Source organism: Pseudoalteromonas sp. MTN2-4 (genome assembly GCF_042848605.1).
Classification (GTDB): Bacteria; Pseudomonadota; Gammaproteobacteria; order Enterobacterales; family Alteromonadaceae; genus Pseudoalteromonas.
The window spans coordinates 829883-855700 of record NZ_BTGK01000001.1 but is presented as its reverse complement, the minus strand read 5'-3'; the positions used below and the strand labels follow the sequence as shown (position 1 = coordinate 855700).

Below are 25818 nucleotides of genomic sequence, written 5' to 3'. Positions count from 1 at the left end.
CAAACTTGAGTTTTTTGCATAATAATTTCATAAAAAGACGGTTGCATGGTGTCTGATTTTCGGGCAGTCTAATAATTATGAAAACAATGAATTCAATTACGACCATTATTACAACCACCATCCTAACTGGATAGTGGCATAGGTCGTTGTGCATTAGAAAAAGGCCTGTGTTCACTAAGAACACAGGCCTTTTTTCGTTTTTGGAATGAGGAAAAATTATGCGAGTTTTAAAATTTGGCGGCTCTTCGCTCGCCGACTTTGATTGTCTCAAGCGGGTCAAGCAATTGATCGAGTCTCAAGCTGGCGAACAAGCTTTGATTGTTCTTTCAGCCCCTGGTGGCATGACAGACCAACTTGTTGAGTTAGCCAAGCTTGCTGAGCAAGGTGCTGATTACAGTGCTCAGTGGCAGGCTTTGCTAAATCGCGCAGACAGTTTGAAGCGTGAAGTCGAGCAGTTAGACTCTGTTCTCGCTCATTGGCCAAGCTTTACTGAGCTAAGTGATAAGCTAGCTGGAGTTAAATTACTCAAGCACTGCCCTGAGCAAGTTAATGCCTTCGTGATCAGTTTTGGAGAGCGAGTGAGTGTTGCACTTATGGTTGCTTTACTAGGTCAAAGAGCTGTTTATCTAGAGGCGACGCAATGTATTGAGACTCAGGGCGGGTATCTTGATGCAGAGGTCAACCTAGTCGCGAGTGAACAGCGTTTTGCTGAAGTTTTAAAATCGCAACCAGCCGACTTTTATATTATGCCAGGTTTTACTGGGGTAAATAACCAAGGCGAACTAACAACTCTAGGCCGCAACGGCTCAGATTATTCTGCTGCAGTAGCTGCAACTTGTTTAAAAGCCGAAGTCTGTCAAATTTGGACAGACGTAGATGGCGTTTATAATGCCGATCCACGCTTTATCAAAAAAGCCAGCAAGGTAGACAGCCTATCTTATAAAGAAGCGATGGAGCTGTCATATTTTGGTGCAAAAGTCCTTCACCCAAAAACAATTTTACCGTGTGCGAAAGTTGGTGTGCCATGTGAAATTAAAAATACCCACAATCCTGATGTGCCAGGTTCTGTGATCTCAAATGAATGCCAGAGCGACGAAACTGTCAAAGCCATTTCTTCATTAGAGAATTTGGCGATGTTGACGGTGTCTGGCCCCGGCATGAAAGGCAAAGTCGGTATGGCAGCGCGCGTTTTTAGTGCGCTTGCCAATGATAATGTTTCTATTGTTTTGATCACGCAGTCATCGTGCGAGTTCAGCATTAGTTTCTGTGTGCATGAAGAAGATTTAAATTTAGCTTTAAGTGCCCTAGAGCAAGCATTTGAACTTGAGTCGCAAGCTGGATTAATTGAACCTGTACAAGTGCAACGTGAACTTGCCATCGTGACTTTGGTAGGTGATAACATGAAAGCACATAAAGGACTTGCTGCTAAGTTCTTTGATTCACTGGCACAAGCACAAGTTAATATAGTTGCCATTGCTCAAGACTCCACTGAAAGTGCGATCTCAGCTGTGGTTGATGGTGCACTGTGCAATGATGCGGTAAAAGTCTGTCACGAAAACTTCTTCACTCATGTACCTTCAATTGATGTGTTTTTATTAGGCTGTGGCTTAGTCGGCCAAGAATTGGTTAAGCAGCTTGAAAAACAACAAGATTGGCTAGCAAAGCGTAATGTAAAGCTTAATCTTTATGGTGTGGCAAATTCACGCAAGCTTCTACTGGATGCAAACGGCATCGCATTTGATGCATGGCAAGCTCAGCTAGAACAACAAACATCAGGTTTCGAATTGGCTAAGGTAGAGCAGTTTGTCAGAGAAAATCATCTTATTAACCCTGTGCTGGTGGATTGCAGCTCGTCACAACAACTAGCAGATCAATACTATGACTTTTTAGATGCGGGCTTTCATGTGGTTGCTGCAAACAAAAAAGCCAATACGGGCAGTTTTGACTACTACCAGTCTTTGAAAAGTGCTGCGCAAAAACGTCAGCGCAAATTCTTATATGAAACAAACGTAGGTGCAGGTCTGCCTGTACTTGATAACTTGCAGCTACTTTTTGGTGCCGGAGATGAGTTATTGTCATTTAACGGTATTCTTTCTGGTTCACTCTCATACATGTTCGGTGTACTTGAAGATGGCTTAAGTTTGTCAGAAGCGACAGCAAAGGCGAAAGCGAATGGTTTTACAGAACCCGATCCGCGAGATGATTTATCAGGAACGGATGTTGCGCGTAAGCTTTTGATCATCGCTCGTGAATCAGGCCTTGAATTAGAGCTGTCTGATATTGAAGTTGAAGCGGTTGTTCCTGAGTCATTTGCGCCAGGTACAAGTGTTGATGAGTTTATGGCTAAGCTACCTGAACTTGATGCGCAATTTGCTGACAAAATTCAAAGTGCCGCAAGTGAAGGTAAGGTGTTGCGCTATGTCGGCAGCATCGAAAACGGTAAATGCAAAGTGGGTATAGATGCGGTTGATAAACAGCATGCACTTTATGATATCCGTGATGGTGAAAATGCTTTGGCAATTTTGAGCCAGTACTATCAACCACGCCCATTTGTTATTCGCGGATATGGTGCGGGTGCGGAAGTGACATCGGCGGGTGTATTTGCAGATATCTTAAAAACACAGTCGCGTTAAGGAGTCGTTATGATTAGTTTTTATGCACCAGCGTCTATCGGCAACTTTTGTGTTGGTTTTGATTCACTAGGCGCTGCACTTGCGCCAATAAGTGGTGAATTACTTGGTGATGTGGTAAATGTTAAAGCTGCAGAGCAAGACTCGTTTGTTTGTTCTGGCCCTTATGCCGATAAATTACCGGGTGAGGCCCATGAAAACTTGGCCTATCAGTGCTTAGTCCATTTTCGTGAACATGTGGCACCAAGTATGCCGTCGGTTTATCTCGAGCTTGAAAAGCGTTTACCAATTGGTTCAGGTCTCGGTTCGAGTGCTTGCTCTGTGGTAGCGACTTTTGCTGCTTTGAATGAGTTTGCGCAAACAAATTTAAGTCAAATTGAGCTGATTGAATTAATGGCCGATTTTGAAGCGAAAGTCAGTGGCGCTCGCCATTATGACAACATCACGCCTTGTTTTTTAGGTGGTTTGCAATTGACCGCTGATCTTGTGCCTAGCAAAGCTTTGTCTGTGCCTGTTGATTCTGATTGGTACTATGTCGCAGCTTACCCAGGTTTTGCATTGAATACAGCAAAAGCACGTGCAGTACTGCCAGAACAAAGAAACAGCTCAGAAGCCATTGAATTTGCGCAGCGTTTATCGAGCTTTTGCCTTCTTATGCAAACAGAGCAATTCGATTTAGCGCTCTCTCTGATGAAAGATGAAATGGCAGAGCCGTATCGAAACGCTTTAATCGCTGGGTTTGCACAAGCTAAAACAGCGCTACCTGAACTTGGCGCTGAGCTGGTAAGTATTTCAGGTGCAGGTCCCACACTCTTTACGATTTGTAAAACAAAACAAGCGGCAGAGCAGTGTCAAGCTTGGTTAAACGAACACTATATAGACGAACACGGCTTTAGCCATATTTGTAAGCTAGACCAACAAGGCACGCGTGCCATTTCACAAGGAGAATAATCAATGCAACTTGTAAACTTAAAAGATGCCACGCAGCAAGTGTCTTTCACAACAGCTGTTAAAACAGGTCTTGGTCGTAACCAAGGGGTATTTTTTCCAGAGCAATTAAGTAAATTAGAAAATATCGATGCGCTGCTTGAAAAACCATTTGTAGAAAGAAGTGCGGAAGTATTGAGCCACTTAATTGGTGATGAGCTACCAAAAGATACGTTAGCCGAGATGATTGCACGTGCTTTTAACTTTCCAGCACCGCTTAAGCAAATTGGTGACAAACAATACTGTCTAGAATTGTTCCATGGCCCAACCTTGGCATTTAAAGATTTTGGCGGACGTTTTATGGCCGAATGTATTGGTTTATTTAATCAAGGTGAGCGTGTCACAATTTTAACTGCGACTAGTGGTGACACAGGTGCAGCGGTAGCACATGCTTTCTATAACAAGCCAAATGTTGATGTAGTTATACTTTATCCAGAAGGTAAGATCTCGCTCGCTCAACAAAAGCTCTTCACGACGTTAGGTGGAAATATTCATTGTTACGCAGTTGAAGGCAGCTTCGATGATTGCCAAGCTTTGGTTAAGCAGGCGTTTTTAGATGATGAAATGAAAGAAAAGCTGGGCTTAAATTCTGCCAACTCTATCAATATCAGCCGTCTAGTTGCGCAAGTATGTTATTACTTTGAAGCCATTGCGCAATTACCTGCAGAGCAAAGAGGTAAAGTGCATGTTTCTGTACCAAGTGGTAATTTTGGTAATGTGTGTGCAGCTATGATAGCTGCAGCCCTGGGGTTACCTATTGCAAACTTGTCTGCAACCACCAATCAAAATGACACTGTACCACGTTACATGGCATCAGGTGAGTGGTCGCCAAATGCCACATTAGAGTCGTTATCAAATGCAATGGATGTGAGCAAACCTAATAACTGGCCTCGCGTTGAAACAATGCTAGAACGTGGTGATTTCGATAAACATGAGTTTTATTCAAGAAGCGTCTCAGAAAGTCGCACGCAAGTGGTAATGAAAGAGATTGCTGCAACGGGTTACGTGATGGAGCCGCATACCGCCATTGCACTTGAAGGTCTGACTTTAGATAAAGCGGAGGATGCTGTGGGGATCTGTTTGGCTACGGCGCACCCTGCAAAGTTTAAATCTTCAGTAGAAGAGGTGCTTGAGCAAGAGATTGCAATGCCTAGCGTGTTACAAGATGCCTTAGATAAAAAGTGTTTAGCTGAGCCAATGCAAGCCGATTATACACAATTGAAAGCGGCTGTTTTTGCTAAATTACTGTAATTATTAATCGCTAAGGGTGAGCCTTTGTAGACTTAAAAAGTTGACCAAACTCACCCTATATAAATAACGCTTATTTATTCCCTTCTTATTTATTTGTTTTTTTTATGTTTAAATAAAAAAATATCATTACATAAACACTGTGAAATAAATTCAATCCCTGTTTAAATATGCTCAAGCCGAAATTATAGGCATCGGACGCATAACTGCGTACAATACAGCTTTTACTACCCTAAACGTGTACCTAGGAGACCCCATGTTAGAACGTAACATGAACATTGCAGATTTTGACCCTGAATTAGCAAATGCGATTGCACTTGAAACGACTCGTCAAGAAGAGCACATCGAGCTTATCGCTTCTGAAAACTACTGTAGCCCACGTGTTTTAGAAGCTCAGGGTTCTCAATTAACTAACAAATATGCTGAAGGTTACCCAGGTAAGCGTTACTACGGTGGTTGTGAACACGTTGATGTTGTTGAGCAACTGGCTATTGACCGAGCTAACGAGCTTTTTGGCTCTACTTATGCAAACGTACAACCACACGCGGGTTCACAAGCAAACGCGGCAGTATTCCAAGCGCTTCTTCAGCCACACGACACTGTATTAGGTATGAGCCTTGCACATGGTGGTCACTTAACACACGGTTCTCACGTAAACTTCTCTGGTAAAACGTATAACGCTATCCAGTACGGCCTTAACGAAGAAACTGGTGAGATCGATTACGCACAGGTTGAAGCATTAGCACTTGAGCACAAGCCAAAAATGATCATCGGTGGTTTCTCAGCATACTCAGGTATCGTTGATTGGGCTAAATTCCGTGAAATCGCTGACAAAGTAGGTGCTTACCTATTAGTTGATATGGCACATGTTGCAGGTCTTGTTGCTGCTGGAGTTTACCCAAGCCCAGTACCTCACGCACACGTTGTAACGACTACGACGCACAAAACGCTAGCGGGTCCTCGCGGTGGTCTTATCATCTCAGCTTGTGATGACGAAGAAATCTACAAGAAACTAAACAGCGCAGTTTTCCCTGGCGGTCAAGGTGGTCCTCTATGTCACGTTATCGCTGGTAAAGCGGTTGCTTTCAAAGAAGCATTACAGCCAGAGTTCAAAACTTACCAAGAACAAGTTGTTAAGAATGCACAGGCAATGGTTGCTGTTCTTCAAGAGCGTGGCTATAAAGTTGTTTCTGGTAAAACAGACAACCACTTATTCTTATTAGACCTAATCGACAAAGACATCACAGGTAAAGATGCTGATGCGGCACTTGGTCGTGCAAACATCACTGTGAACAAGAACTCAGTACCAAACGACCCACGTTCACCGTTTGTAACGTCTGGTCTTCGTATTGGTTCTCCAGCTATCACGCGTCGTGGTTTTAAAGAAGCTGAATCAGCAGAGCTTGCAGGTTGGATCTGTGACGTACTAGACAACATCAACGATGAGTCAGTACAAGCAGAAGTGAAAGAGAAAGTAAAAGCTATCTGCGCTAAATTACCAGTTTACGCGTAATTTCGCTCACAAAATCAAAGAATTTTGTTATGATAAAGGCCGCATTTGCGGCCTTTTTTATATTTTTTCACAAGTGATTATCTATGCATTGTCCATTTTGCACCGCTAAAGAAACAAAAGTCATTGATTCCCGTTTAGTCGGCTCAGGCCATCAAGTCCGTCGCCGCAGAGAATGTGTGTTATGTCATGAGCGCTTTACGACGTTTGAAGGTGCTGAATTAGTCATGCCGCGGGTAATTAAACAAGATGGTTCTCGAGAGCCATTTAATGAAGACAAATTACTAAATGGTCTGCACCGCGCGTTAGAGAAACGCCCAGTGAGCACTGAGCAAATTGAAGAAGTTGTGCATCAGATTAAATCACAAATTCGCGCTACGGGTGAACGTGAAGTGTCAAGCCATATGATAGGTGAATGCATTATGGAAGCGTTGAAAAAGCTCGATAAAGTGGCCTATGTCCGCTTTGCCTCCGTATACCGCTCATTTGAAGATATCAGAGAGTTTGGCGAGGAAATTGCGAGGCTTGGAGATTGATGTTTAGCGAGCAAGATAAAGAATTTATGCAGCAGGCCATCGCACTTGCTGCTAAAGGCCGTTTTACTACCTCACCTAACCCTAATGTAGGTTGTGTGATAGTAAAAGACGGCGATATAGTTGGTCAGGGTTACCACCAAAAAGCGGGTCAAGGTCATGCTGAAGTACACGCATTAAAGATGGCTGGATGCAAGGCTAAAGGCGCTACCGCTTATGTTACCTTGGAGCCATGTAGCCATTATGGTAGAACACCGCCTTGCGCAAAAGGTCTAATCGACGCTGGCGTCAGCCGCGTTGTTGCTGCCATGGTTGACCCTAACCCAGAAGTCGCAGGTCGCGGCCTGCGCATGTTAGAAGAGGCAGGCATTGAAACCGCTTCTGGTTTGTACGAACAGGCTGCAAGAGATTTAAATCCTGGTTTTCTAACTCGAATGGAAACGAGTTTACCCTATATAAGTTGTAAATTGGCTGCGAGCCTAGATGGCAAAACAGCATTAAAAAATGGTGAAAGTAAGTGGATCACCTCAAGTGCAGCCCGTCAAGATGTGCAGTTTTTACGTGCTGAGCACTGCGCTGTGTTATCGGGTGCTAATACTGTACTGTTTGATGATGCTAAATTGAATGTACGACTTTCAGCAGAGCAGCTTGAGCTTGCTGAAGGGTTGTCAGTTCGCCAACCTACTCGAGTCATTATCGATTCCCAAAACCGTTTGTCTCCAGACTTAGCATTATTTTCAATCAATAGTCCTATTATAATTTTAAGAACAAAAGCAGATACAGCACACCGGTGGCCAGAACATGTCACAGAGCTGGTGGTTGGTTCCATAAATGGTAAGGTTGATATCAAAAAAGCGTTAAAGCAATTAACTGCGCATGGTATCAACAGTGTATTCGTTGAAGCTGGTGCGACGCTTGCGGGTAAGTTTCACGAATTAAATCTTATCGATAATTATATTCTTTATTTAGCACCTAAAATCATGGGTCAAGACGCGCGAGGTTTATTTAACGTGCCAGAGTTGAAGAAGATGTCAGATGTACAGAGCCTACAATGGCACGATATTAAGCAAGTTGGCGATGATATTCGTTTGACAGCACGCAAAGTAGCGCAAAAAGGTTAAGTTTTATGTTTACAGGCATCATTGAAGCAACCGGTAAGTTGACTGAGTTGACACAAAATCAAGGCGACCTAACGGTTCGTGTAAGTAGCCCAAATTTAGATATGGGCGATGTACAGTTAGGCGATAGCATTGCTACAAATGGCGTGTGTTTAACGGTTGTTGAAAAATTTTCTGATGGTTTTCGTGCCGATGTTTCAAATGAGACCTTGAAATTGACGCAATTTGCTCAATATAAGCTAGGGCAAACAGTTAATTTAGAAAAAGCATTACAACCTATTTCGCGTTTAGGTGGTCATTTAGTCTCAGGTCACATTGATGGCATTGCGACAGTTGTGGCGATTACACCTAATGCCCGCGCAACAGAATATTGGTTAGAAGCGCCCAGTGAGCTGATGAAATATATCCCATACAAAGGCTCAGTAGCCATTGATGGTATCAGCTTAACTGTAAATGAAATTAAAGATTGTCAGTTTAAGCTGACAATTGTGCCGCATACAGCACAAGAGACAACCATTGCTGAATTTAAAGTGGGCAGTAAAATTAACTTAGAAGTGGATCAAATTGCACGTTATTTGGAACGCTTAGTACTTGGAGCTCAAGAGCCTGCACAAAGCTCTACTCTCACAATGAACTTATTGGCAAACGCAGGCTTTATTAAGTAGCGAATTAATTAAACAGGTAAATTATGAACTTGAACAGCGCACAAGAGATCATCGAAGACATTAAAGCCGGTAAAATGGTTATCTTGATGGATGATGAAGACCGAGAAAATGAAGGTGACTTAATCATCGCAGCCGAGCATATTTCAGCGGACGCCATAAACTTCATGGCAACCCACGGCCGTGGTTTAATTTGTTTAACTATGACTCAAGAACGTTGTCAGCAAATTGATTTACCGTTAATGGTGAGAAATAACGGCGCGCAATTCTCAACTAACTTCACAATGTCTATCGAGGCGGCAAAAGGCGTCACTACTGGTATTTCTGCCGCTGATCGTGCTCGTACAGTACAGGCAGCAGTGGCTAAAGGTGCAGTGCCAACAGACATCGTGCAGCCAGGTCATATTTTCCCAATTATGGCACAACCTGGTGGGGTATTAACTCGTGCTGGTCATACAGAAGCAGGCTGTGATTTAGCACGTTTAGCAGGTTTAGAACCCGCTTCAGTCATTGTTGAAATCTTAAACCCAGACGGTACTATGGCTCGCCGCCCTCAGTTAGAAGTGTTTGCTAAAGAGCATGGTTTAAAAATTGGTACTATCGCCGACTTAATTGAATACCGTAACTTAAACGAAACGACCATAGAAAAAGTTGCGCAGTGTAAATTGCCAACTGAGTATGGTGAATTCGATCTAGTTACTTACAAAGACACCATTGATAACCAGCTTCATTATGCTTTACTCAAAGGTGAAGTTTCAGAAAGTGATGCAACGCTAGTGCGTGTTCACTTACAAAGCACCTTTAATGATGTCTTACTATCTGACAGAGGCGCTGATCGAAGCTGGAGCTTACATGGTGCGATGAAGCACATCAGCGAAAATAACGGTGTGCTAGTTATTTTAGGTAAACAGGAACAAACTGAAGACATCGAGCACATGGTAAAAGCATTTGCTGCGCAAGATGCGGGCGAAACTGTGAATCAGCGCAAGTTCCAAGGTACATCTCGTACTGTTGGTGTTGGCTCGCAGATCTTAGCTGATTTAGGCATTCAAAAAATGCGCCTAATGAGTATGCCGAAAAAATATCATGCACTTTCAGGTTTCCACCTAGAAGTCGTTGAATACGTAGAGCCTAAATAATTGAATGAAAAAGCCCGTTGATGACAGCGGGTTTTGTTATTTGGGGTTAACCAAAACTGTGCTATTATGCGCGCCAATTTGGCAATTGCTTATTGCGTACTCGGCGCACTTTGATTGCAAAGTACGAAACATTAAGAAGATTAGGACCATCTAATGAAGATTATTGAAGGTAACAAATACGCTCCTGGCAAAAAATTTGCTATTGTTATTTCACGTTTTAATGATTTTATCGGTAGCAGCTTACTTGAAGGTGCTGTTGACGAGCTAAAGCGTGTTGGTGGTGTTAAAGAAGAAGACATCACTGTGGTATATGTACCAGGTGCGGTTGAGTTACCATTAGCAGCTAAGCGTTTAGCGATGAAAAAAGAGCACGATGCAATCATTGCATTAGGCGTTATCATCCGTGGTGGTACACCACATTTCGACCTAGTTGCTAACGAGTCAAACAAAGGACTTGCAAGCGTTTCATTAGACTATGATATTCCGGTAGCATTTGGTGTATTAACCACGGAAAGCATTGAGCAAGCCATTGAACGTGCGGGCACTAAAATGGGCAACAAAGGCGGCGAAGCAGCCCTTGGTGCACTAGAAATGGTGAACGTGCTAGAGCAAATTTAAGAGGATCCTCAGTGAAACCAGCAGCAAGACGTAAAGCACGTATATTAGCGCTTCAAGCCGTATACTCTTGGCAATTAAGTGGCAACCCGATTGCCGATATTGAGCAACAAATGTTGATCGAGAATGATGTATCTAAAGTAGACGTAGAATACTTTAAAGATCTTGCTCGCGGTGTTGCAGTAAATGTAAAGCAATTAGATGAACTTGTTAAGCCGCATCTTTCTCGCCCGTTTGAAGACTTAGATGAAGTTGAGCGTGCAGTATTACGTTTAAGTGCATACGAACTTAAGTTCCGTGAAGATGTACCTTACAAAGTAGCAATCAATGAAGGCATTGAGCTTGCGAAAATCTTTGGTGCAGAGGACAGCCATAAGTTTGTGAACGGTGTTTTAGACAAAGCCGTAAAAGCAGTTCGCAAATAAAGGCAAACAATTTGGAGAGCCGGCTTAGGCCGGCTTTTTTATGTATGAAGGAATTTGAGTTAATCAATCGATTTTTCACCGGCCGTGGCATTACTCGACGTGATGTAGACTTAGGCATAGGTGATGATTGCGCCCTAGTTACTATCCCTGAAGGCTGCCAATTAGCGGTCACCACAGATACGCTGGTTGAAGGCGTTCATTTTTTTTCTGATATTTCCCCTAAAGCCTTAGGACACCGAATTTTAGCGGTAAACTTAAGTGATTTGGCTGCAATGGGGGCAGAGCCTGCTTGGATCTCTATTGGCTTGACGTTACCTAACGTTGACGAAACTTGGCTGGAACAGTTCACAGAAGGTATGCACGATATTGCCGAATACTATAATGTACAGCTGATCGGTGGTGACACCACGCAAGGTCCATTAACGATTACTGTATGCGCTAAAGGTATCGTACCAAAAGGCAAAGCATTGACCCGAAGTGGCGCTAAAGTAGGGGATTGGTTATATGTGACTGGCGACCTTGGAGATGCAGCTTTGGCAATCGAAGCACGTAAACAAGGCTGGGAACTCAGTGATGAAGACCGCAGTTATACTCAGAAAAAGTTTGATTACCCCGCACCCCAAGTTGCAGCAGGTCAGGTTTTACGTGGTTTGGCGAATTCAGCCATTGATATTTCTGACGGCTTACTGGCCGATTTAAATCATATTCTGACCCACTCAGGTGTTGGAGCAACTATCCATGCTGATAAAGTGCCGCTTTCACATGCGCTGAAAAATTTGCCTGATGAAGAAGTACGTTTAATGCTGGCAATGGCCTATGGCGATGATTATCAGTTGTTGTTTACCGTGCCTGATAGTAATAGAGTAGCAGTAGAAAAGCGCTTGGCAGAATATGGGGTGACACCTACCTGTATCGGGCAAATTAACGCAAATGCTGGCGATGTGTCGCTACTTTATAAAGATAAACCTTGGCCATTTCCCGCAACTGGCTTTGAACATTTTAGTTAGGAGTCAGTTTGGCTAAGCAGTACAAATTTGATATTCGTAAACCTCACCAATTCTTTGGTTTGGGTTTTGGTTTAGGGCTAGCCCCATTTGCCCCAGGTACATTTGGCACTTTAGGTGCGCTACCTCTTATTTTCATTACAGCAAGTTATCCATTATGGTTGCAGTGTGTTTTTGCAGTTGTGATCAGTGTATTTGGTATTTGGGTGTGTGGACAAACGGCAAAAGACGTCCAAGTTCATGATCATCCTGCAATTGTCTGGGATGAAGTTGCTGGCTTTTACATTACCATGATAGGCGCAGCGTTATCTTGGAAGGCGCTCCTAGTTGGCTTTTTATTATTCCGATTTTTCGATATTGCCAAACCAGGTCCTATCAGAATGTTAGACAAAAAGCTGCATGGTGGCTTTGGGATCATGGCTGATGACATTTTAGCGGGTATTTTTTCGTTGATTTGTGTACAAGCTTTGTTTAAAACTGGTTTCTTAGTAGCTTAATCAATAAAAGATTGTGAGTGTATGATCAAAAAAACCTTGCTAGTGTCTTGGCTGTTTATACTGATGAGTTTTTCAGTATCTGCTGCCATCAATGACTATATTGTGAAGCAATGGAATGTACAAAATGGCTTACCCTCACAATCAATTAAAAGTTTGGTGCAAGACCAGCAGGGTTATGTATGGCTTGGCACTCAATTTGGCCTCAGTCGGTTTGATGGCTATCAATTTCGAAATTTTACAACACAAAACACGCAATTCTTACAAACTAACGCCATTCATAAATTACTGTTAGATAGGCATGGTAAGTTATGGATAGGCACCAAGCGGGGTCTTCATCGCTTAAACCCCCATACGCTTGATGTTCAGTCATTTAATATCAAAGGACCTATCCTCGATATTGTTGAGGACAAGCAAGGTGACATCTGGGTTGCAGGTAATGGCTTATTTTACATTGGCAATGACCAACAAGCACAACGTGCATTTGATTCAGCAGAAGACAATAAAAAGTTTCCTGTTAACCGCATTAATCAGATTGTAGGTAGTGTGTCTAAAATCGCCCAAGGTACCGATGGTTTATGGTTGGTAAATGAGCGTAATCTTTTAAAAATTACCAAATCAGCTACTAATCGCAGAGACATATTTCGTCTTGAGCTTGGTTTCAGGTTAGCCTTACCAGAACAATTAGCACAAACAATCGTGCATGATTTGGCATGGATTGAAGGGCGCTTGTATCTGGCCTCTGAACTCGGTGCTTACTTCTTAGATATAGACCAAGTGCTGAGACGTTATACCGAGCTTGGTAATGGTGCTGTATATAAATTTATGTACGACTCAGATACAGGGTTATGGGCATCTACTTCAACTCGTTTGATGTTCAGAGAGGGGATCTCTGATTGGCGTTATGTCGAACCAATTCATGCGGATCAGTCGATTTGGTTTTCAGACATGTTTAAAGACTCAGAAGGAAATATTTGGTTAGCCAGTCTGAACGAAGGGCTTTGGTTTGCGCACACAGGTAATATTGCGCGACACATGATTGATGGTAACAGTCAGCAAGGTATAACGGCAACGACCACAGATAACCAAGGTCGAACTTGGATGGCATCAAGAAGTGGTGTTGGTTACTTGAATAATGATGAATCATTGCAAGTAGTTATTACTCCTAAAGAGCTAAAAAACAGCACAGTATACGAGCTTGAATTTAGTGGTAATAGCTTGTTCATAGGCACTGAACGAGGTGCCATGATTTATGAGCAAGGGGTGCTACAGTTATTACCGTTTCGAGAGTTACGACAAACACCTGTGTTAGCCATTACACCGTCGCAGCGTGGCGGAATGTGGATAGGTACGGGTAGTGGTATGTATCGTCTTGAGTACTCGGGTTTAACACCGTTTGCTTACAATGCATTTTTAGGTAGTCAGTTTGTCACGTATATCAATGATCAGCCAAATGTCGGGTTTATAGGCACCAATAAAGGAGCTTATCAATTTAATCAAAAAGGCATTGAAAAGCTAGGTGGTCAAACTTCTCTAGAATCTGCTTATGTTACCAGTATTTTATACATCCAAGGTGTGGCTACTTTAGTTGGCTCTTGGAATGATGGGTTATTTTATCGAACAGCAAAGGGCGATTGGTATCAGCTTGATGCCTCAAATGGCTTACCTCATGGGTCAATTTCCTCGCTCTATTATGACCAGCAACAGGCGCTTATTTGGGTCAGTACTCGAAAAGGTGTGTACCGTTTGCCCGCTGCGCAATTTACGCATCCAATAAACAATTTAAAAGTTGAGCAGGTTATTAGCCAATTTGACCGTCAGCTCGATGGCAAAGTCGGTCGTTGCTGTTCTGGTTTCGGTGGTGATGCAGTATTAGAAAAGCAAGGCGCGATTTGGTATCCAAGCTCTCAAGGGGCAGTTGAAATTCCCAAGAATGTTGAGCTATTTGGTTCTAAAGACTTATCACCAAAACTGGAAGAGGTGATCACACAAGATCGAGCGATAGTCTCAAGCAAATTTGCAGAGTTGCTTAAACTTGATACCAGTGAACGCGATATCACGATTAACTACACTGCCATAGACTTTTATGCGCCAGCGAGTATCGAGTTTAGATATCGTTTAACTGGTAAAGAAAACACTGAATGGCGAGAAGTATTTAATCGTCGAGAAGCGATATATACGAACTTAGAGCCGGGTGTATATAACTTTGAATTACAAGTTAAGCGCAAAGGTGAAGGCTGGCAACAAGCTAGAAGCATTACACAGCGTATTGAGATCCCTAGACGCTTTGATGAAACGGTATACTTTAGACTGTTAATTACGCTAGGGTTTGTTCTACTGTTTTACGTATTCTTTTGGATCTTTAGAGCCCAAGAGCGACGTAAGCAGCAAGCGCTTGAATCTTTAGTGGCAGAGCGCACTATGGCACTGCGTCAAGCGAATGACAAGCTTAACCAAGTCAATACTCAGATGAAGCTAGTTAGCCATACAGATGAGCTCACAGGCCTTAAAAGCCGTCGTTTCTTATTCGATCAACTCCCTAAAGATGTTGAGCACTATCAGCGTAACTCAAAGTCACTACAGCAACAAAATAAGCGTCTTGTACTACTAAGCGTTAATGTTGACAACTTCAGTAAAGTGAATGATGCCTATGGTCCAATTGGTGGTGATAGTTGTTTACAGCAGCTTGCCACCTTATTGAATACAAGAACACAAGGGTCAGATTATGTGGCACGTTGGAGTGGCGACGAATTCTTATTGTTGCTTCGCGATTTCAAGCGTGACGCAGTTGAAAGTTATATAAAAGAGCTTTGCCGTGCTATAGCTGAGTGTGACTTCCAATTACCGAACGGTAAATCGATTAATATGACGGTTTCTATGGGGTGGTCATTCTATCCCTTACCTTTGCTTGGTGGGCAAGTGATCAGTTGGGAAGCCTCTGTTAATTTGGCGGATGTTGCACTTCATCAAGTAAAGCAACGTGGCGGTGATGGCGCAGCAACCATTACATTTGATGATCAGTTGGATGCCTTTGAGTTTGAGCAAACCAGTAACGTTGAATCACAATTACAAACCTTACAGGCAAATGGGCTCGCAGATGTGAAAATTTGGATGCGTTAGTTGCAATAAGGATTATTTGTCAAAATTATAAAGCATAAATAAAAGGAGCTTAGGCTCCTTTTATTTAACGTTGGAGATTATCAAAGTAGCGCTTTAATTCTCTCTTCGATTGAATTAGCACATAAGCCCATTTCTGCATGGATTTCGTCTTGTGTACCATGCTTGATGAATTCATCAGGGATACCAAATAACGACACTGGCGTTTGTATACCCTGTGTGCCAAGAAACTCCATCACAGCACTGCCAGCACCACCAGCAATGGCGTTATCTTCAAGACAAACAAATCGATCGTGAGTTTTGCTCAGCTCAACGAGCAGTGTTTTATCAAGCGGTTTAACAAATCGCATATCCACTAGGGTTGCATTTAAGTTTTCAGCGGCTTGCTTGGCATTATGAAGAAGTGTACCGAAACTTAAGATAGCCACTTTCTCACCTTCACGGATCACGTTGCCTTTGCCAACTTCAAACGCTTGCATCTGCGTTTGTACATCTCTATCACCAGCACTACCTCGAGGATAACGCACAGCAACAGGTTGGTTACACTGGTAACCAGTGTAAAGCATCTGACGACATTCATTGGTATCACTTGGTGCCATGATAATCATGTTTGGAATACAGCGCATAAAGCTTAAGTCATAAGCACCTTGGTGCGTTTCACCATCTGCACCTACAATTCCCGCGCGGTCAATTGCAAACAGCACAGGTAAGTTTTGTAGCGCAACATCATGAATAAGTTGATCATAAGCACGCTGCAAAAAGCTTGAGTATATAGCAACAACAGGCTTGAGACCCTCACATGCGAAACCTGCACCAAGGGTAACAGCGTGTTGCTCAGCAATAGCAACATCAAAGTACTGCTCAGTAAACTCCTTCGAGAAGCGTACCATACCTGAGCCTTCTCGCATGGCTGGCGTAATCGCCATAAGCTTAGGGTCTTGTGCTGCCATATCGCATAACCAATCACCAAATACCTTAGAAAAAGTAGGGGCGCTAGGTTTAGATTTTGGCAAACTATGCACGCTCGGGTCGAATTTTGGCACACCGTGATAACCAATGGGATCGGCTTCAGCTGGCTTATAGCCTTTGCCTTTTTGCGTTTTGATGTGCAAGATTTGAGGGCCTTTCAGGTTGCGCATATTTCTTAGCGTATCAACCAGCATATTAACGTCGTGACCATCAATTGGACCAATATAATTTAAACCAAGCTCCTCGAAGAAAGTGCCAGGTATAACCATACCCTTTAGATGCTCTTCCATACGGCTAGCTAGTTCTTTCACTGTCGGCACACCAGAAAGAATTTTCTTACTGCCTTCGCGAATATTAGTATAAAAGCTACCAGAAAGAATGCGTGCAAAGTGGTTGTTAAGTGCGCCTACGTTTTCAGAGATAGACATCTCATTATCATTTAAGATTATCAGCATGTCGGATTTAATATCTCCGGCATGGTTCATGGCTTCGAACGCCATACCTGCAGTGATCGCACCATCACCTATCACTGCAACGGTTTTACGACCTTTCCCCTCTTTTTGCGCGGCAATAGACATACCTAATGCCGCTGAAATCGAGGTACTTGAATGGCCTACGCTGAAGGTGTCGTATTCACTCTCCTCACGATAAGGGAAAGGATGCAACCCATCTTTTTGACGGATCGTATGCATAGCATCACGACGGCCAGTTAAGATTTTGTGCGGGTAAGCTTGATGACCCACATCCCAGATTAATCTATCTTCAGGTGTGTCATACACGTAATGTAAAGCAACAGTCAATTCGACGGTGCCTAAACCTGAAGCCAAGTGACCACTGCTCTGAGAAACCGAATTAAGTAAGTAATCTCTTAATTCGTCGCTCAACTTACCCAGTTGGGGCTGTGGTAATTGACGTAATTGCGCCGGTTCATCAACCAAGGCGAGTAATGGGTACTTGCTACTGTCCAGTTTCATTCTTTCAACATGTGTCCTACGCAAACCTTGTCCGATTATATACAAAGGTTTACTTAATTTTTATAAATTTTATTCTATTCGTCGTCAATACGTCATGATTGAGTATTAGTGATCACGCTCAATTATATATTTCGCAAGCTCTGCCAATACATCGGTATTATGAGGTATTGTATCAAGTGCAGACAGGGCATCTTCGACCAATAGGTGTGCTTTTTGTTTTGCACCATCTAGTCCTAGCAAAGCCGGATAAGTTGACTTGTGATTATCTAAGTCTGAGCCTTGTGGCTTTCCTAATACGGCGGTATCACCTTCGATATCTAAAATATCATCTTGTACCTGAAAAGCGAGCCCAAGCTTTCTACCGTATATATCGAGTGCAGTAACTATTTCTTGTTCTACATTTGGCGCACATAACGCCCCTAATTGAATGGCACAATTTAACAATGCGCCGGTTTTAAGTCGATGAATACGTTCAAGCTCTGCAAGGGTAATTGACTTTTCTGTTGCTGAAATATCAAGAGCTTGTCCACCCACCATGCCCTGCAAACCAGATGCAACGGCAAGGGTATTAATCATCTTGATTTGTTGCTTTGCTGGTACTGAAAATTCATGTTCACTTAAAAATTCAAACGCTAAGGTTTGTAGCGCATCGCCTGCTAAAATGGCCTGTGCTTCATCATAAGCAATATGACAAGTCGGTTTACCTCGACGCAAGTCATCGTCGTCCATAGCTGGTAAGTCATCATGGACCAATGAGTAGCTATGAATACATTCAATCGCAGCTGCGGCGACATCAAGGTCAGCTTCTTTAGCACCTAACAGTTTGCCTACAGTGTAAACCAAAAAGGGTCTTAATCTTTTACCGCCATTATTGATGCTGTAAAAAGTTGCTGACTTTACGGTTTCATCGGTGTCTAACGCCAAAGAGAAGTAGTTACAGATGTAACTGTCTAAACGGTTTTGTGCCGTATTTATATGCTCGAATAAATTCACTGCGGGGTCTTAATCTAATTGATTTGGCATTGGTGTTACTGGTGTCTCAGGGTCGTTGCCCATCAGGATTGAGACTTTTTGCTCAGCGCTGCTTAACTTTTCATTAGAAGCATTGGCTAATTGAACACCACGTTCAAATTGCTTTAAAGATTGCTCTAAAGTTAGGCTACCTTGTTCCATAGCCTTTACAATGCCTTCTAGTTCGGCCATTGCTTCTTCAAAACTTAGATTTTCAGGTTTTTTTGCAGCCATAGTACATCTTGCTCAGCAATTTATTTTAAAGGTAGCAATTTTAGGGGGATTAGCGACTCAGGTCAAAGCTTGTTACTGGCAATCGTGGCGGATCAGTTTATTTTTTGCCTTATGTGGGCGTTAATCGAATTTTAACAACGTAATTGAGTTAAGATATTCAAGATGTTGCCGATAAAAGTCTTACTGAAAGCTAGGCTTTTCACTGTAACATAGGCATAAGGTTTGCAAATATTCTAATTAAGCATGATATTTGTAGTTGCCACTCAAAAAATTGACTTAGAGTGTCATAATAAAAAAGTAATGATAAGTATTCTCTGGAGGGGATAGTGGATTTAGCAACCGTTATCGGAATAGTAGGTGCAATAGGTTTGGTCATCATGGCGATGTTCATGAGTAGTAATGGTGACTTGGCCATGTTTGGTGATGGCCCATCTACCGTCATTGTATTCGGTGGCTCTATTTTCATCGTACTTTCGAACTTCACCATGGGCCAATTCTTAGGCATTGGTAAAGTTGTTGGCAAAGCCTTTATGTTCAAGATTGAATCTCCAGAAGAGCTAATTGAGAAAGCAGTTGAATTGGCTGACTCGGCTCGTAAAGGTGGCTTTTTGGCTTTGGAAGAAGCAGAGATACCCAATGCTTTCATGCGTAAGGGCGTTGATATGTTAGTAGATGGTCATGATGCTGATGTTGTACGCGCCACTTTATTAAAAGACATTTCACTTACTACCTCTCGACACGAACTAGGCGCTAACTTATTTAAATCTTTGGCAGATATTGCACCTGCGATGGGGATGATCGGGACGCTAATTGGTCTAGTAGCCATGTTATCAAACATGGATGACCCAAAAGCGATTGGTCCAGCAATGGCGGTAGCACTACTTACAACGTTATATGGTGCGTTTCTTGCAAACGTAGTTGCTATTCCTATTCAGGCGAAACTTGAATTGCGTAAAGATGAAGAAGAACAAAATCAACGCTTAATCTTGGATGCAATTTTGGGTATTCAAGATGGTCAAAACCCGAAAGTAATCGAAGGTATTCTGAAGAACTACCTACCTGAGTCGAAACGCGGTAGCGACAAGGAGGAGTAGTATGTCAGACGAACAAGAATGCAAATGTCCCCCCCCCGGGCTACCCGCTTGGATGGGAACATTTGCTGACCTAATGTCACTCTTGATGTGTTTCTTCGTTCTGCTGTTGGCTTTCTCTGAAATGGACGTGTTGAAATTCAAACAAATTGCAGGTTCGATGAAGTTTGCTTTTGGTGTGCAAAATAAAATCGAAGTAAAAGACATTCCCAAGGGTACCAGTGTGATAGCTATGGAGTTCACACCAGGTAAACCAGAGCCAACTCCCATCGAAACTATTCAACAGCAGACGGTAGAGATGACGCAGCAAATGTTGGAGTTCCAGGCAGGTGATGAGGCTTCAGCAGGTGGCCGTCAAGAGCAACGCGGTAATAAGCGTGGTGGTGAATCGCAAAGTACTTCACAAGAGCAATCTATGGAGCAGGCTATTTCAGCAGCCGATCAAGAGCAAGTGAACGAATTGGTTAAGAAAATAGCCCAGCAAATGGAAAAGCAAATCATGGATGGCGCAATAGAGCTTGAGTCTCTAGGACAACAGATCATTATTCGTATTCAAGAAAATGGGGCTTTCCCTTCTGGTAGTGCTTTTTTACAGCCGAAATTTAAGCCGATAATTCGTGAGATTGCTGAGCTGTTAAAAGATGTACCAGGAGAAATTACTGTGTCAGGTCATACTGATGACTTTCAGGTGACCAATGAGCTTTATTCTAATAATTGGGATTTATCTGCAACCCGTGCAGTAGCTGTGGCAAGTGAAATGGTAAAAGCTCCAGATTTTGACAAAAATAGAATGGTTGTTGTTGGTCATGCTGATACGCGCCCGCTAGTGCCGAATGAGAATGACACAGATAGACGCCGTAATCGCCGTGTTGAAATCTCTATTTTACAAGGTAAAGCGAAAGAATCTGATCCTATCGAACTGCGTGGTAATTAATTTTTCATTCTTTAGTATGTATTTCTTGATAGATGGTTGGAATTCAGCTAATTTGAGTATGAATCATTTATCAAGGAGAAATACGATGCCTATTCTAAGTAAATACGCTTACATGCCAGGTAATAATGGCGATGGTGCTGATGATAATGATGAGCCACCAAAGTCTGAAGAAAAGTAGTTAGATTAATCATCTCAAGATTAACTTCCTAGTATGTCATTAGATTTAAACAGTACTTACTTTAATCAATTTTTGTTATTAGTAAGAGACCACGCGACGTTACTGACGTTTATTTCGGTTGCTCTGTTTGCATTATTAAGAGATGACAAAGCCCTTAGATATGCGGCACTGTGTGCCGCATTTTATGTGATTGGCTATTTCTCTTTCTCTTTGATCAAGCAAGTTGATGCTGATTTATATGTCATCCGTTACGTCTATTGGGCATTGAGTGACATCGTTTTTATGGCTATATTGGCTGTCTGGGCATTGAAAGACAAAGTGTATTTATGGCAAAGCGTATTGGCACAACTCATTGTACTTCCTGCGCCTATTATGCAGTTATTTAGATTGGTAGATAGGCACTATCTCGATTTAAGTTACTCGACCTATCTTTATAAAAGTATTTTACCTTTAGTGAATATTCTCACCGTCATCCTGTGCTTTCTGCCCGTGATGTATCTATTAAAAAATCGAGTAAACCAAATTCAAGTGAAGGGCTAGTATCTAACAAATTTTAAGCGCCTTTTTAGCTCCCCGAATAGGTTAAGATAATTACTATCCCTAATTTAGCTTAATTTATATCAACATCAGTGATTGCAACATTAATCCCGGTATCTGAACCTGTAGAGGTTTGAGCTGCTAACTTAACAAATGTTTTATTTCCTTGGGCGTTTGGAATAACAATATCTGTCATAGCAAACTCACAGTTTAGAATTAACCTTTCTTGAGGCAAGTTGGCACTTAAACACATTGTTTTTGTAATGTTATTACTGCGTATCTCTTCGCAATAGGCAGGGTTTAAACTGCTGCTTAACTGTTCATCAACCTCAATTAAAGAAAGTAAAATAGTAAAATCAGTATCGTTGCATGCTAATGGCACGACTCTTTGATTATTTGATAAGTTGCCTTTTAAAAACCTCTGCTCATCTGAATTTTGGTACCAGACGGTCAGAGTACTTTGCAATAGGTTTGTGGACATTGAGTTGGGACTGCCTTTAGCGCGCCAATCATTTAAAGAGTTCACTTCAGGCAGTGCAAATGAGACGCTAAGTTCTGGTATATATTTGAATTGTTGACCAGCTTTGATTGTATTATTCTCAGCGCCTTGCCATGTATCTGTAACGTCTGCACCAAAAATATTCGCTACTTGCTCACACAGTGGTTCAGAGCCTTTGTATGATGTTTCTGCTAGGCTACTTGAGCGGTTTGTAAAGTAAGTTACTTGTGGTTTAGTTTGGAGCGTATCCCCCTCTATTTGCCAATAAGCAATGTTTGTTTCTTGCTTATTGAAATGCCTTTGCGCTGAGAAATTACTGCCACATTGCGTGCTCTCATTGACGGTAGGCGCTGTATTATCTTTTGATAGTGGTTCGCTGCCCCCGCCACCGCAAGCAGTTAAAAAAGAGCAGGAAAGCAAGATTAGGGGATATTTCATAAGACTTCCTTGAATTTGGGTTATCAGGCTTGCACGATAACCCAAACTTTTTACCGTTAACCTAGCGCAGGAATAACGCCAAACATTTGCAAGCCTTGTGCAGCTATTATGACAACCCCACAACAAGCTGCAAGGCTTAATCCAAATCGACCGCCTTTTACCTGATAGCCTTGTTCATTAGTTTGTTGTGCTCTTTGTACCCAAACCATCGCAACAGGTAGAAAAATCGCTAAAACAACCAGTGCAATTGCCGCATACCCTAATGCGGTAATAAACCCTTGTGGATAGAATAAAGCGAAACCAAGCGGAGGCACAAAGGTAATTAATGCCGTCTTCAATCGAGCGCTTTTGTTATTACCTTGCTTGAATGCATCAGCAAAGAAGTCAAATAATCCAAGGCTTACGCCAAGGAAAGAAGTTGCCAATGCTAAATCTGCAAAAATCGTGATCGACGTACTGACTCGTGAGCTGTTCACTAAGCTAGAGACGCTGCCAATGAAGCCTTGCAGGCCTTCAGATTGTAAAAGTTGTGATTGGCTCATCATACCTTGGCTGATCAATTGCCAGAAGACATAAATAATTAAAGGCACGGAGGCACCGAAAATCATAACATTTCTGAGTGAACGAATATCAACACCGACGTATTTTACAATTGATGGAATTGAACCATGAAAACCAAATGAAGTGAAAATCACAGGTATGGCTGAAATAAGTAGCCCTTGCTCTAGCGGCATTTCGAGCAAGTGCTGACCTTGTACATAAGGAGTAAGAACGAAAAATAGACTGCCCAGCACGATTACTTTAATGGCAAATAAAACACGGTTTAGTTTATCAACCGTTGAGGTACCCATGGTGACAATGGCTGCGACTAGTACAGCCACGAGAATAGAGCCAATTTGCGGGGCCACATCGACATCAAGCGCTGCATTTATTTTTGACTGTAACTGTGCGCCTCCACCTGCGATATATGCTGCACATAACGCGTAAAACAAAAAGACCATTGCAAAATTAGCGATATACTGACCACGTTTGCCCAGTAGTGTCTTGGCTAGAGTATTAAGTGTGGCATCGGAGCTGGCGAATTGATGAAGCTCTAGCATTAATAACGCGGTATAGGTCATTAATAGCCATGTTAATAAAATCAGGATTAAAGATGCACTAAAGCCAATACCTGCAGAAGCGATAGGCAGTGCTAACATGCCCGCGCCTATGGTTGTGCCTGCGACAATTAGCATACTGCCGAGGGTTTTATTCTTTATCACATTATGCCCCTTTAAGTGTGAGAGAGCAGGCAAGATATAACGCAGAGCAAAAAATTGAAACTACTTTGTTATAAATCAAGATACGTGTTTGTAATATATGTTTTACATTCTGTTGCACAGTATTGAGATTTAGGCATAAAAAAACGCGATGACACTGCATCGCGTTTTTTTGAAAAGTGGTGATTACTTCACTTCTTTACCTGCAGCTTGTTGGTCAGCATGATAACTAGAGCGAACAAACGGGCCACACGCTGCGTGTGTGAAGCCAATTTCGTCAGCGTAATCTTTTAATGCATCAAACTCTGCTGGCGGCACATAGCGTTTAACCGGCAAGTGGTGTTTTGAAGGTTGTAAATATTGACCTACAGTTAGCATGTCAACATTATGCTCACGAAGGTCACGTAATACCTCTTCGATTTCAGACATTTCTTCGCCTAAACCCACCATTAAACCTGATTTAGTTTTAACATTCGGATGTGCTTCTTTGAAACGGCGAAGTAGTTCTAAAGACCACTTATAATCTGCACCAGGGCGAGCCAGCTTATACAGGCGAGGTGCAGTCTCTAAATTGTGGTTGAATACGTCAGGTGGCGTTTCAGTTAAGATCTCTAATGCTTTTTCCATGCGACCACGGAAATCAGGTACTAATATTTCAATGGTGATCTCAGGATTGTGCTTACGAATAGCTTTAATACAGTCAGCAAAATGTTGTGCACCACCATCACGTAAGTCATCACGGTCTACTGACGTGATAACCACATACTTAAGCTTCATGTCTTTGATAGTTAGAGCGAGTTTTTCAGGCTCTTGTGCATCTGGCTTTAACGGGCGACCGTGTGCTACATCACAGAAAGGGCAACGACGAGTACAAATAGCACCTAAAATCATGAATGTCGCTGTGCCATGGTTAAAGCACTCAGATAGGTTAGGGCATGATGCCTCTTCACATACTGAGTGTAACCCGTGGTTTCGCATTGCTTGCTTGATGCCCTCAATACGCTCACTTGATTTCGGTAAACGGATTTTAAGCCATTCAGGTTTTCTCAGCATTTCATCGCGCTCAGTTGGCATTACCTTTACTGGGATCAATGCCATTTTCTCAGCATCGCGAAGCTTTACCCCTGGCTCCATTTTTACTGGTTTACTCATTCGTTCTCGAACCCTTCTTTGTGTTCAACATGCTCAGCGTTAAGGCGTTTGAGCATATGTTTAACAAGGCCTTGCGCAACTTCATCAAGTTGCGACGGGCCATTTAATTCACTTGTTTGCACCATGTTCATACCCGCATAACCACATGGATTTATGCGCATAAACGGGCTCATATCCATGTTGACATTCAATGCTAGGCCATGAAATGAACAGCCGCGACGAACGCGCAAGCCTAAAGATGCAATTTTACTGTCGTCAACGTAGACACCCGGTGCATCTGGTTTGGCGTAAGCATTAATGTCGTATTCTTTTAGCATATCGACAATGCACTCTTCTAGCCAAGTTACTAGCTCTCTCACGCCGATTTTAAGACGACGGAGATTAAACAGTACATACATCATTTGCTGACCAGGACCGTGATAAGTCACTTGACCACCGCGGTCAACTTGAATAACAGGAATGTCGCCGGGTGCTAAAACATGCTCTGCTTTACCTGCTTGCCCCTGAGTAAAGACAGGCTCATGTTCAACAAACCAGATCTCATCGGGACTGTTATCGTCTCGGGTATCAGTGAAGTCTTGCATTTTTTGCCAAATAGGCTGGTAACTTTGTAAGCCTAACTGGCGAACTATCACGGTACTTTGAGTCATGGTTAGCCTTTACAGTACGTAACGTACGTCTTCGATATTGCCAATTTCTGTATAGATTTGCTCAATATGCTCTTTTGAAGTGACGGTCGCGACCAGTGTCACCGACTCGTAAGTGCCTTTACTACTCGGTTTTACTTTAGGCGCATAGTCACCAGGTGCAATTGTTTGCAACTTTGCAAGGATCTGATCAGTCAGATTGACATTTGCTAGGCCCATAATTTTAAACGTGAATGGGCAAGGGAACTCTAAGTATTCGTCAAACTTAGTATTTTTAACTGGTTGAACCATGAAGGTGTCCTCATCGCAAATGGTGTGTAGTGTTTTTAATTTCACACACGCTCAATAATGGCGGGCATTCTATCATTTTTGCAGCAAAAAAAAACGCCTCACTCAGGAGGCGTTGATGACTA

The 25818-nt window shown here is 42.5% G+C and carries 24 protein-coding genes; 16 read left to right on the top strand and 8 right to left on the bottom strand.

Going from position 1 to position 25818, the window contains the following annotated elements; translation table 11 throughout:
- The first annotated feature begins 218 nt into the window (after positions 1 to 218).
- From thrA to ACGHEH_RS03985, 13 genes are all read left to right on the top strand, one after another.
- Positions 219 to 2633, top strand: coding sequence for a bifunctional aspartate kinase/homoserine dehydrogenase I (gene thrA / locus ACGHEH_RS04045; protein ID WP_390441985.1), 2415 nt, complete (start codon positions 219 to 221; stop codon positions 2631 to 2633).
- A gap of 9 nt (positions 2634 to 2642) precedes the next feature.
- Entirely contained in the window at positions 2643 to 3581 is a 939-nt protein-coding gene (gene thrB, locus ACGHEH_RS04040) for a homoserine kinase (protein WP_390441983.1), read from the top strand.
- A 3-nt stretch (positions 3582 to 3584) separates the two neighbouring features.
- Positions 3585 to 4868 carry a threonine synthase gene (thrC, locus tag ACGHEH_RS04035; RefSeq protein WP_390441981.1) on the top strand — a complete coding sequence of 428 codons (1284 nt, stop codon included), beginning with the start codon at positions 3585 to 3587 and terminating at the stop codon, positions 4866 to 4868.
- A 253-nt stretch (positions 4869 to 5121) separates the two neighbouring features.
- Entirely contained in the window at positions 5122 to 6378 is a 1257-nt protein-coding gene (gene glyA / locus ACGHEH_RS04030; RefSeq protein ID WP_390441979.1) for a serine hydroxymethyltransferase, read from the top strand.
- 83 nt (positions 6379 to 6461) lie between these two features.
- Positions 6462 to 6911 (top strand): transcriptional regulator NrdR, encoded by a 450-nt coding sequence (nrdR, locus tag ACGHEH_RS04025; protein ID WP_390441977.1) that lies wholly within the window; start codon positions 6462 to 6464, stop codon positions 6909 to 6911.
- Entirely contained in the window at positions 6911 to 8029 is a 1119-nt protein-coding gene (gene ribD / locus ACGHEH_RS04020) for a bifunctional diaminohydroxyphosphoribosylaminopyrimidine deaminase/5-amino-6-(5-phosphoribosylamino)uracil reductase RibD (protein ID WP_390441975.1), read from the top strand. Before nrdR ends, ribD begins: the two co-directional genes overlap by 1 nt.
- 5 nt (positions 8030 to 8034) lie before the next feature.
- A complete protein-coding gene (locus tag ACGHEH_RS04015; RefSeq protein ID WP_390441973.1) occupies positions 8035 to 8691 on the top strand; it encodes a riboflavin synthase in 657 nt (218 codons plus the stop codon).
- Between the two features lie 23 nt (positions 8692 to 8714).
- Positions 8715 to 9827 carry a bifunctional 3,4-dihydroxy-2-butanone-4-phosphate synthase/GTP cyclohydrolase II gene (gene ribBA / locus ACGHEH_RS04010; RefSeq protein WP_058030847.1) on the top strand — a complete coding sequence of 371 codons (1113 nt, stop codon included), beginning with the start codon at positions 8715 to 8717 and terminating at the stop codon, positions 9825 to 9827.
- A 153-nt stretch (positions 9828 to 9980) separates the two neighbouring features.
- The gene (ribE, locus tag ACGHEH_RS04005; protein ID WP_138480280.1) at positions 9981 to 10445 is read left to right on the top strand and encodes a 6,7-dimethyl-8-ribityllumazine synthase; all 465 of its coding nucleotides are present in this window, start codon (positions 9981 to 9983) and stop codon (positions 10443 to 10445) included.
- An 11-nt stretch (positions 10446 to 10456) separates the two neighbouring features.
- Positions 10457 to 10867 carry a transcription antitermination factor NusB gene (nusB, locus tag ACGHEH_RS04000; protein ID WP_058030845.1) on the top strand — a complete coding sequence of 137 codons (411 nt, stop codon included), beginning with the start codon at positions 10457 to 10459 and terminating at the stop codon, positions 10865 to 10867.
- A gap of 44 nt (positions 10868 to 10911) precedes the next feature.
- A complete protein-coding gene (gene thiL / locus ACGHEH_RS03995; RefSeq protein WP_390441970.1) occupies positions 10912 to 11874 on the top strand; it encodes a thiamine-phosphate kinase in 963 nt (320 codons plus the stop codon).
- A gap of 8 nt (positions 11875 to 11882) precedes the next feature.
- Entirely contained in the window at positions 11883 to 12368 is a 486-nt protein-coding gene (locus ACGHEH_RS03990) for a phosphatidylglycerophosphatase A (protein WP_058030843.1), read from the top strand.
- 24 nt (positions 12369 to 12392) lie between these two features.
- Positions 12393 to 15485, top strand: a complete 3093-nt coding sequence (locus ACGHEH_RS03985) for a diguanylate cyclase domain-containing protein (protein ID WP_390442418.1) — start codon at positions 12393 to 12395, stop codon at positions 15483 to 15485.
- A gap of 80 nt (positions 15486 to 15565) precedes the next feature.
- On the opposite strand, the gene dxs is transcribed toward ACGHEH_RS03985, so the two are convergent.
- The 3 genes from dxs to ACGHEH_RS03970 all read right to left on the bottom strand — a co-directional run bounded on the left by dxs (position 15566) and on the right by ACGHEH_RS03970 (position 18670).
- Positions 15566 to 17425, bottom strand: a complete 1860-nt coding sequence (gene dxs / locus ACGHEH_RS03980; RefSeq protein ID WP_390441969.1) for a 1-deoxy-D-xylulose-5-phosphate synthase — start codon at positions 17423 to 17425, stop codon at positions 15566 to 15568.
- A 105-nt stretch (positions 17426 to 17530) separates the two neighbouring features.
- Positions 17531 to 18418, bottom strand: coding sequence for a (2E,6E)-farnesyl diphosphate synthase (ispA, locus tag ACGHEH_RS03975; RefSeq protein WP_390441967.1), 888 nt, complete (start codon positions 18416 to 18418; stop codon positions 17531 to 17533).
- 9 nt (positions 18419 to 18427) lie between these two features.
- Entirely contained in the window at positions 18428 to 18670 is a 243-nt protein-coding gene (locus ACGHEH_RS03970; RefSeq protein ID WP_390441965.1) for an exodeoxyribonuclease VII small subunit, read from the bottom strand.
- Positions 18671 to 18996: 326 nt separating this feature from the next.
- On the opposite strand from ACGHEH_RS03970, the gene pomA reads away from it, so the two are divergent.
- From pomA to ACGHEH_RS03955, 3 genes are all read left to right on the top strand, one after another.
- Complete coding sequence (pomA, locus tag ACGHEH_RS03965; RefSeq protein ID WP_349285539.1) at positions 18997 to 19764, top strand: flagellar motor protein PomA; 768 nt, start codon at positions 18997 to 18999, stop codon at positions 19762 to 19764.
- Between the two features lies 1 nt (position 19765).
- On the top strand, positions 19766 to 20695 hold the full coding sequence (locus ACGHEH_RS03960) for a flagellar motor protein MotB (RefSeq protein ID WP_390441962.1): 930 nt from the start codon (positions 19766 to 19768) through the stop codon (positions 20693 to 20695).
- A gap of 211 nt (positions 20696 to 20906) precedes the next feature.
- Positions 20907 to 21413, top strand: a complete 507-nt coding sequence (locus ACGHEH_RS03955) for a hypothetical protein (protein ID WP_390441960.1) — start codon at positions 20907 to 20909, stop codon at positions 21411 to 21413.
- 70 nt (positions 21414 to 21483) lie between these two features.
- On the opposite strand, the gene ACGHEH_RS03950 is transcribed toward ACGHEH_RS03955, so the two are convergent.
- The 5 genes from ACGHEH_RS03950 to ybeD form a co-directional block, all read right to left on the bottom strand.
- Entirely contained in the window at positions 21484 to 22347 is an 864-nt protein-coding gene (locus ACGHEH_RS03950) for a hypothetical protein (RefSeq protein WP_390441958.1), read from the bottom strand.
- A 56-nt stretch (positions 22348 to 22403) separates the two neighbouring features.
- Entirely contained in the window at positions 22404 to 23609 is a 1206-nt protein-coding gene (locus tag ACGHEH_RS03945; RefSeq protein ID WP_390441956.1) for an aromatic amino acid transport family protein, read from the bottom strand.
- A gap of 183 nt (positions 23610 to 23792) precedes the next feature.
- Positions 23793 to 24758, bottom strand: coding sequence for a lipoyl synthase (gene lipA / locus ACGHEH_RS03940; protein ID WP_058030834.1), 966 nt, complete (start codon positions 24756 to 24758; stop codon positions 23793 to 23795).
- A complete protein-coding gene (lipB, locus tag ACGHEH_RS03935) occupies positions 24755 to 25408 on the bottom strand; it encodes a lipoyl(octanoyl) transferase LipB (RefSeq protein ID WP_390441954.1) in 654 nt (217 codons plus the stop codon). Before lipB ends, lipA begins: the two co-directional genes overlap by 4 nt.
- Before the next feature lie 9 nt (positions 25409 to 25417).
- Entirely contained in the window at positions 25418 to 25696 is a 279-nt protein-coding gene (gene ybeD, locus ACGHEH_RS03930) for a DUF493 family protein YbeD (RefSeq protein WP_058030832.1), read from the bottom strand.
- Positions 25697 to 25818 lie beyond the last annotated feature (122 nt).

What these genes read in the sequence shown, in the direction of transcription:
- thiL (WP_390441970.1), top strand. Translation starts at nt 10,912, where the DNA reads ATGAAGGAATTTGAGTTAATCAATCGATTTTTCACCGGCCGTGGCATT.
- glyA (WP_390441979.1), top strand. Translation starts at nt 5,122, where the DNA reads ATGTTAGAACGTAACATGAACATTGCAGATTTTGACCCTGAATTAGCA.
- ACGHEH_RS04015 (WP_390441973.1), top strand. Translation starts at nt 8,035, where the DNA reads ATGTTTACAGGCATCATTGAAGCAACCGGTAAGTTGACTGAGTTGACA.
- ribBA (WP_058030847.1), top strand. Translation starts at nt 8,715, where the DNA reads ATGAACTTGAACAGCGCACAAGAGATCATCGAAGACATTAAAGCCGGT.
- thrB (WP_390441983.1), top strand. Translation starts at nt 2,643, where the DNA reads ATGATTAGTTTTTATGCACCAGCGTCTATCGGCAACTTTTGTGTTGGT.
- ybeD (WP_058030832.1), bottom strand. Translation starts at nt 25,696, where the DNA reads ATGGTTCAACCAGTTAAAAATACTAAGTTTGACGAATACTTAGAGTTC.
- dxs (WP_390441969.1), bottom strand. Translation starts at nt 17,425, where the DNA reads ATGAAACTGGACAGTAGCAAGTACCCATTACTCGCCTTGGTTGATGAA.
- lipB (WP_390441954.1), bottom strand. Translation starts at nt 25,408, where the DNA reads ATGACTCAAAGTACCGTGATAGTTCGCCAGTTAGGCTTACAAAGTTAC.
- thrC (WP_390441981.1), top strand. Translation starts at nt 3,585, where the DNA reads ATGCAACTTGTAAACTTAAAAGATGCCACGCAGCAAGTGTCTTTCACA.
- thrA (WP_390441985.1), top strand. Translation starts at nt 219, where the DNA reads ATGCGAGTTTTAAAATTTGGCGGCTCTTCGCTCGCCGACTTTGATTGT.
- ACGHEH_RS03970 (WP_390441965.1), bottom strand. Translation starts at nt 18,670, where the DNA reads ATGGCTGCAAAAAAACCTGAAAATCTAAGTTTTGAAGAAGCAATGGCC.
- nrdR (WP_390441977.1), top strand. Translation starts at nt 6,462, where the DNA reads ATGCATTGTCCATTTTGCACCGCTAAAGAAACAAAAGTCATTGATTCC.
- ACGHEH_RS03960 (WP_390441962.1), top strand. Translation starts at nt 19,766, where the DNA reads ATGTCAGACGAACAAGAATGCAAATGTCCCCCCCCCGGGCTACCCGCT.
- ACGHEH_RS03955 (WP_390441960.1), top strand. Translation starts at nt 20,907, where the DNA reads ATGTCATTAGATTTAAACAGTACTTACTTTAATCAATTTTTGTTATTA.
- ACGHEH_RS03950 (WP_390441958.1), bottom strand. Translation starts at nt 22,347, where the DNA reads ATGAAATATCCCCTAATCTTGCTTTCCTGCTCTTTTTTAACTGCTTGC.
- ribE (WP_138480280.1), top strand. Translation starts at nt 9,981, where the DNA reads ATGAAGATTATTGAAGGTAACAAATACGCTCCTGGCAAAAAATTTGCT.
- ribD (WP_390441975.1), top strand. Translation starts at nt 6,911, where the DNA reads ATGTTTAGCGAGCAAGATAAAGAATTTATGCAGCAGGCCATCGCACTT.
- lipA (WP_058030834.1), bottom strand. Translation starts at nt 24,758, where the DNA reads ATGAGTAAACCAGTAAAAATGGAGCCAGGGGTAAAGCTTCGCGATGCT.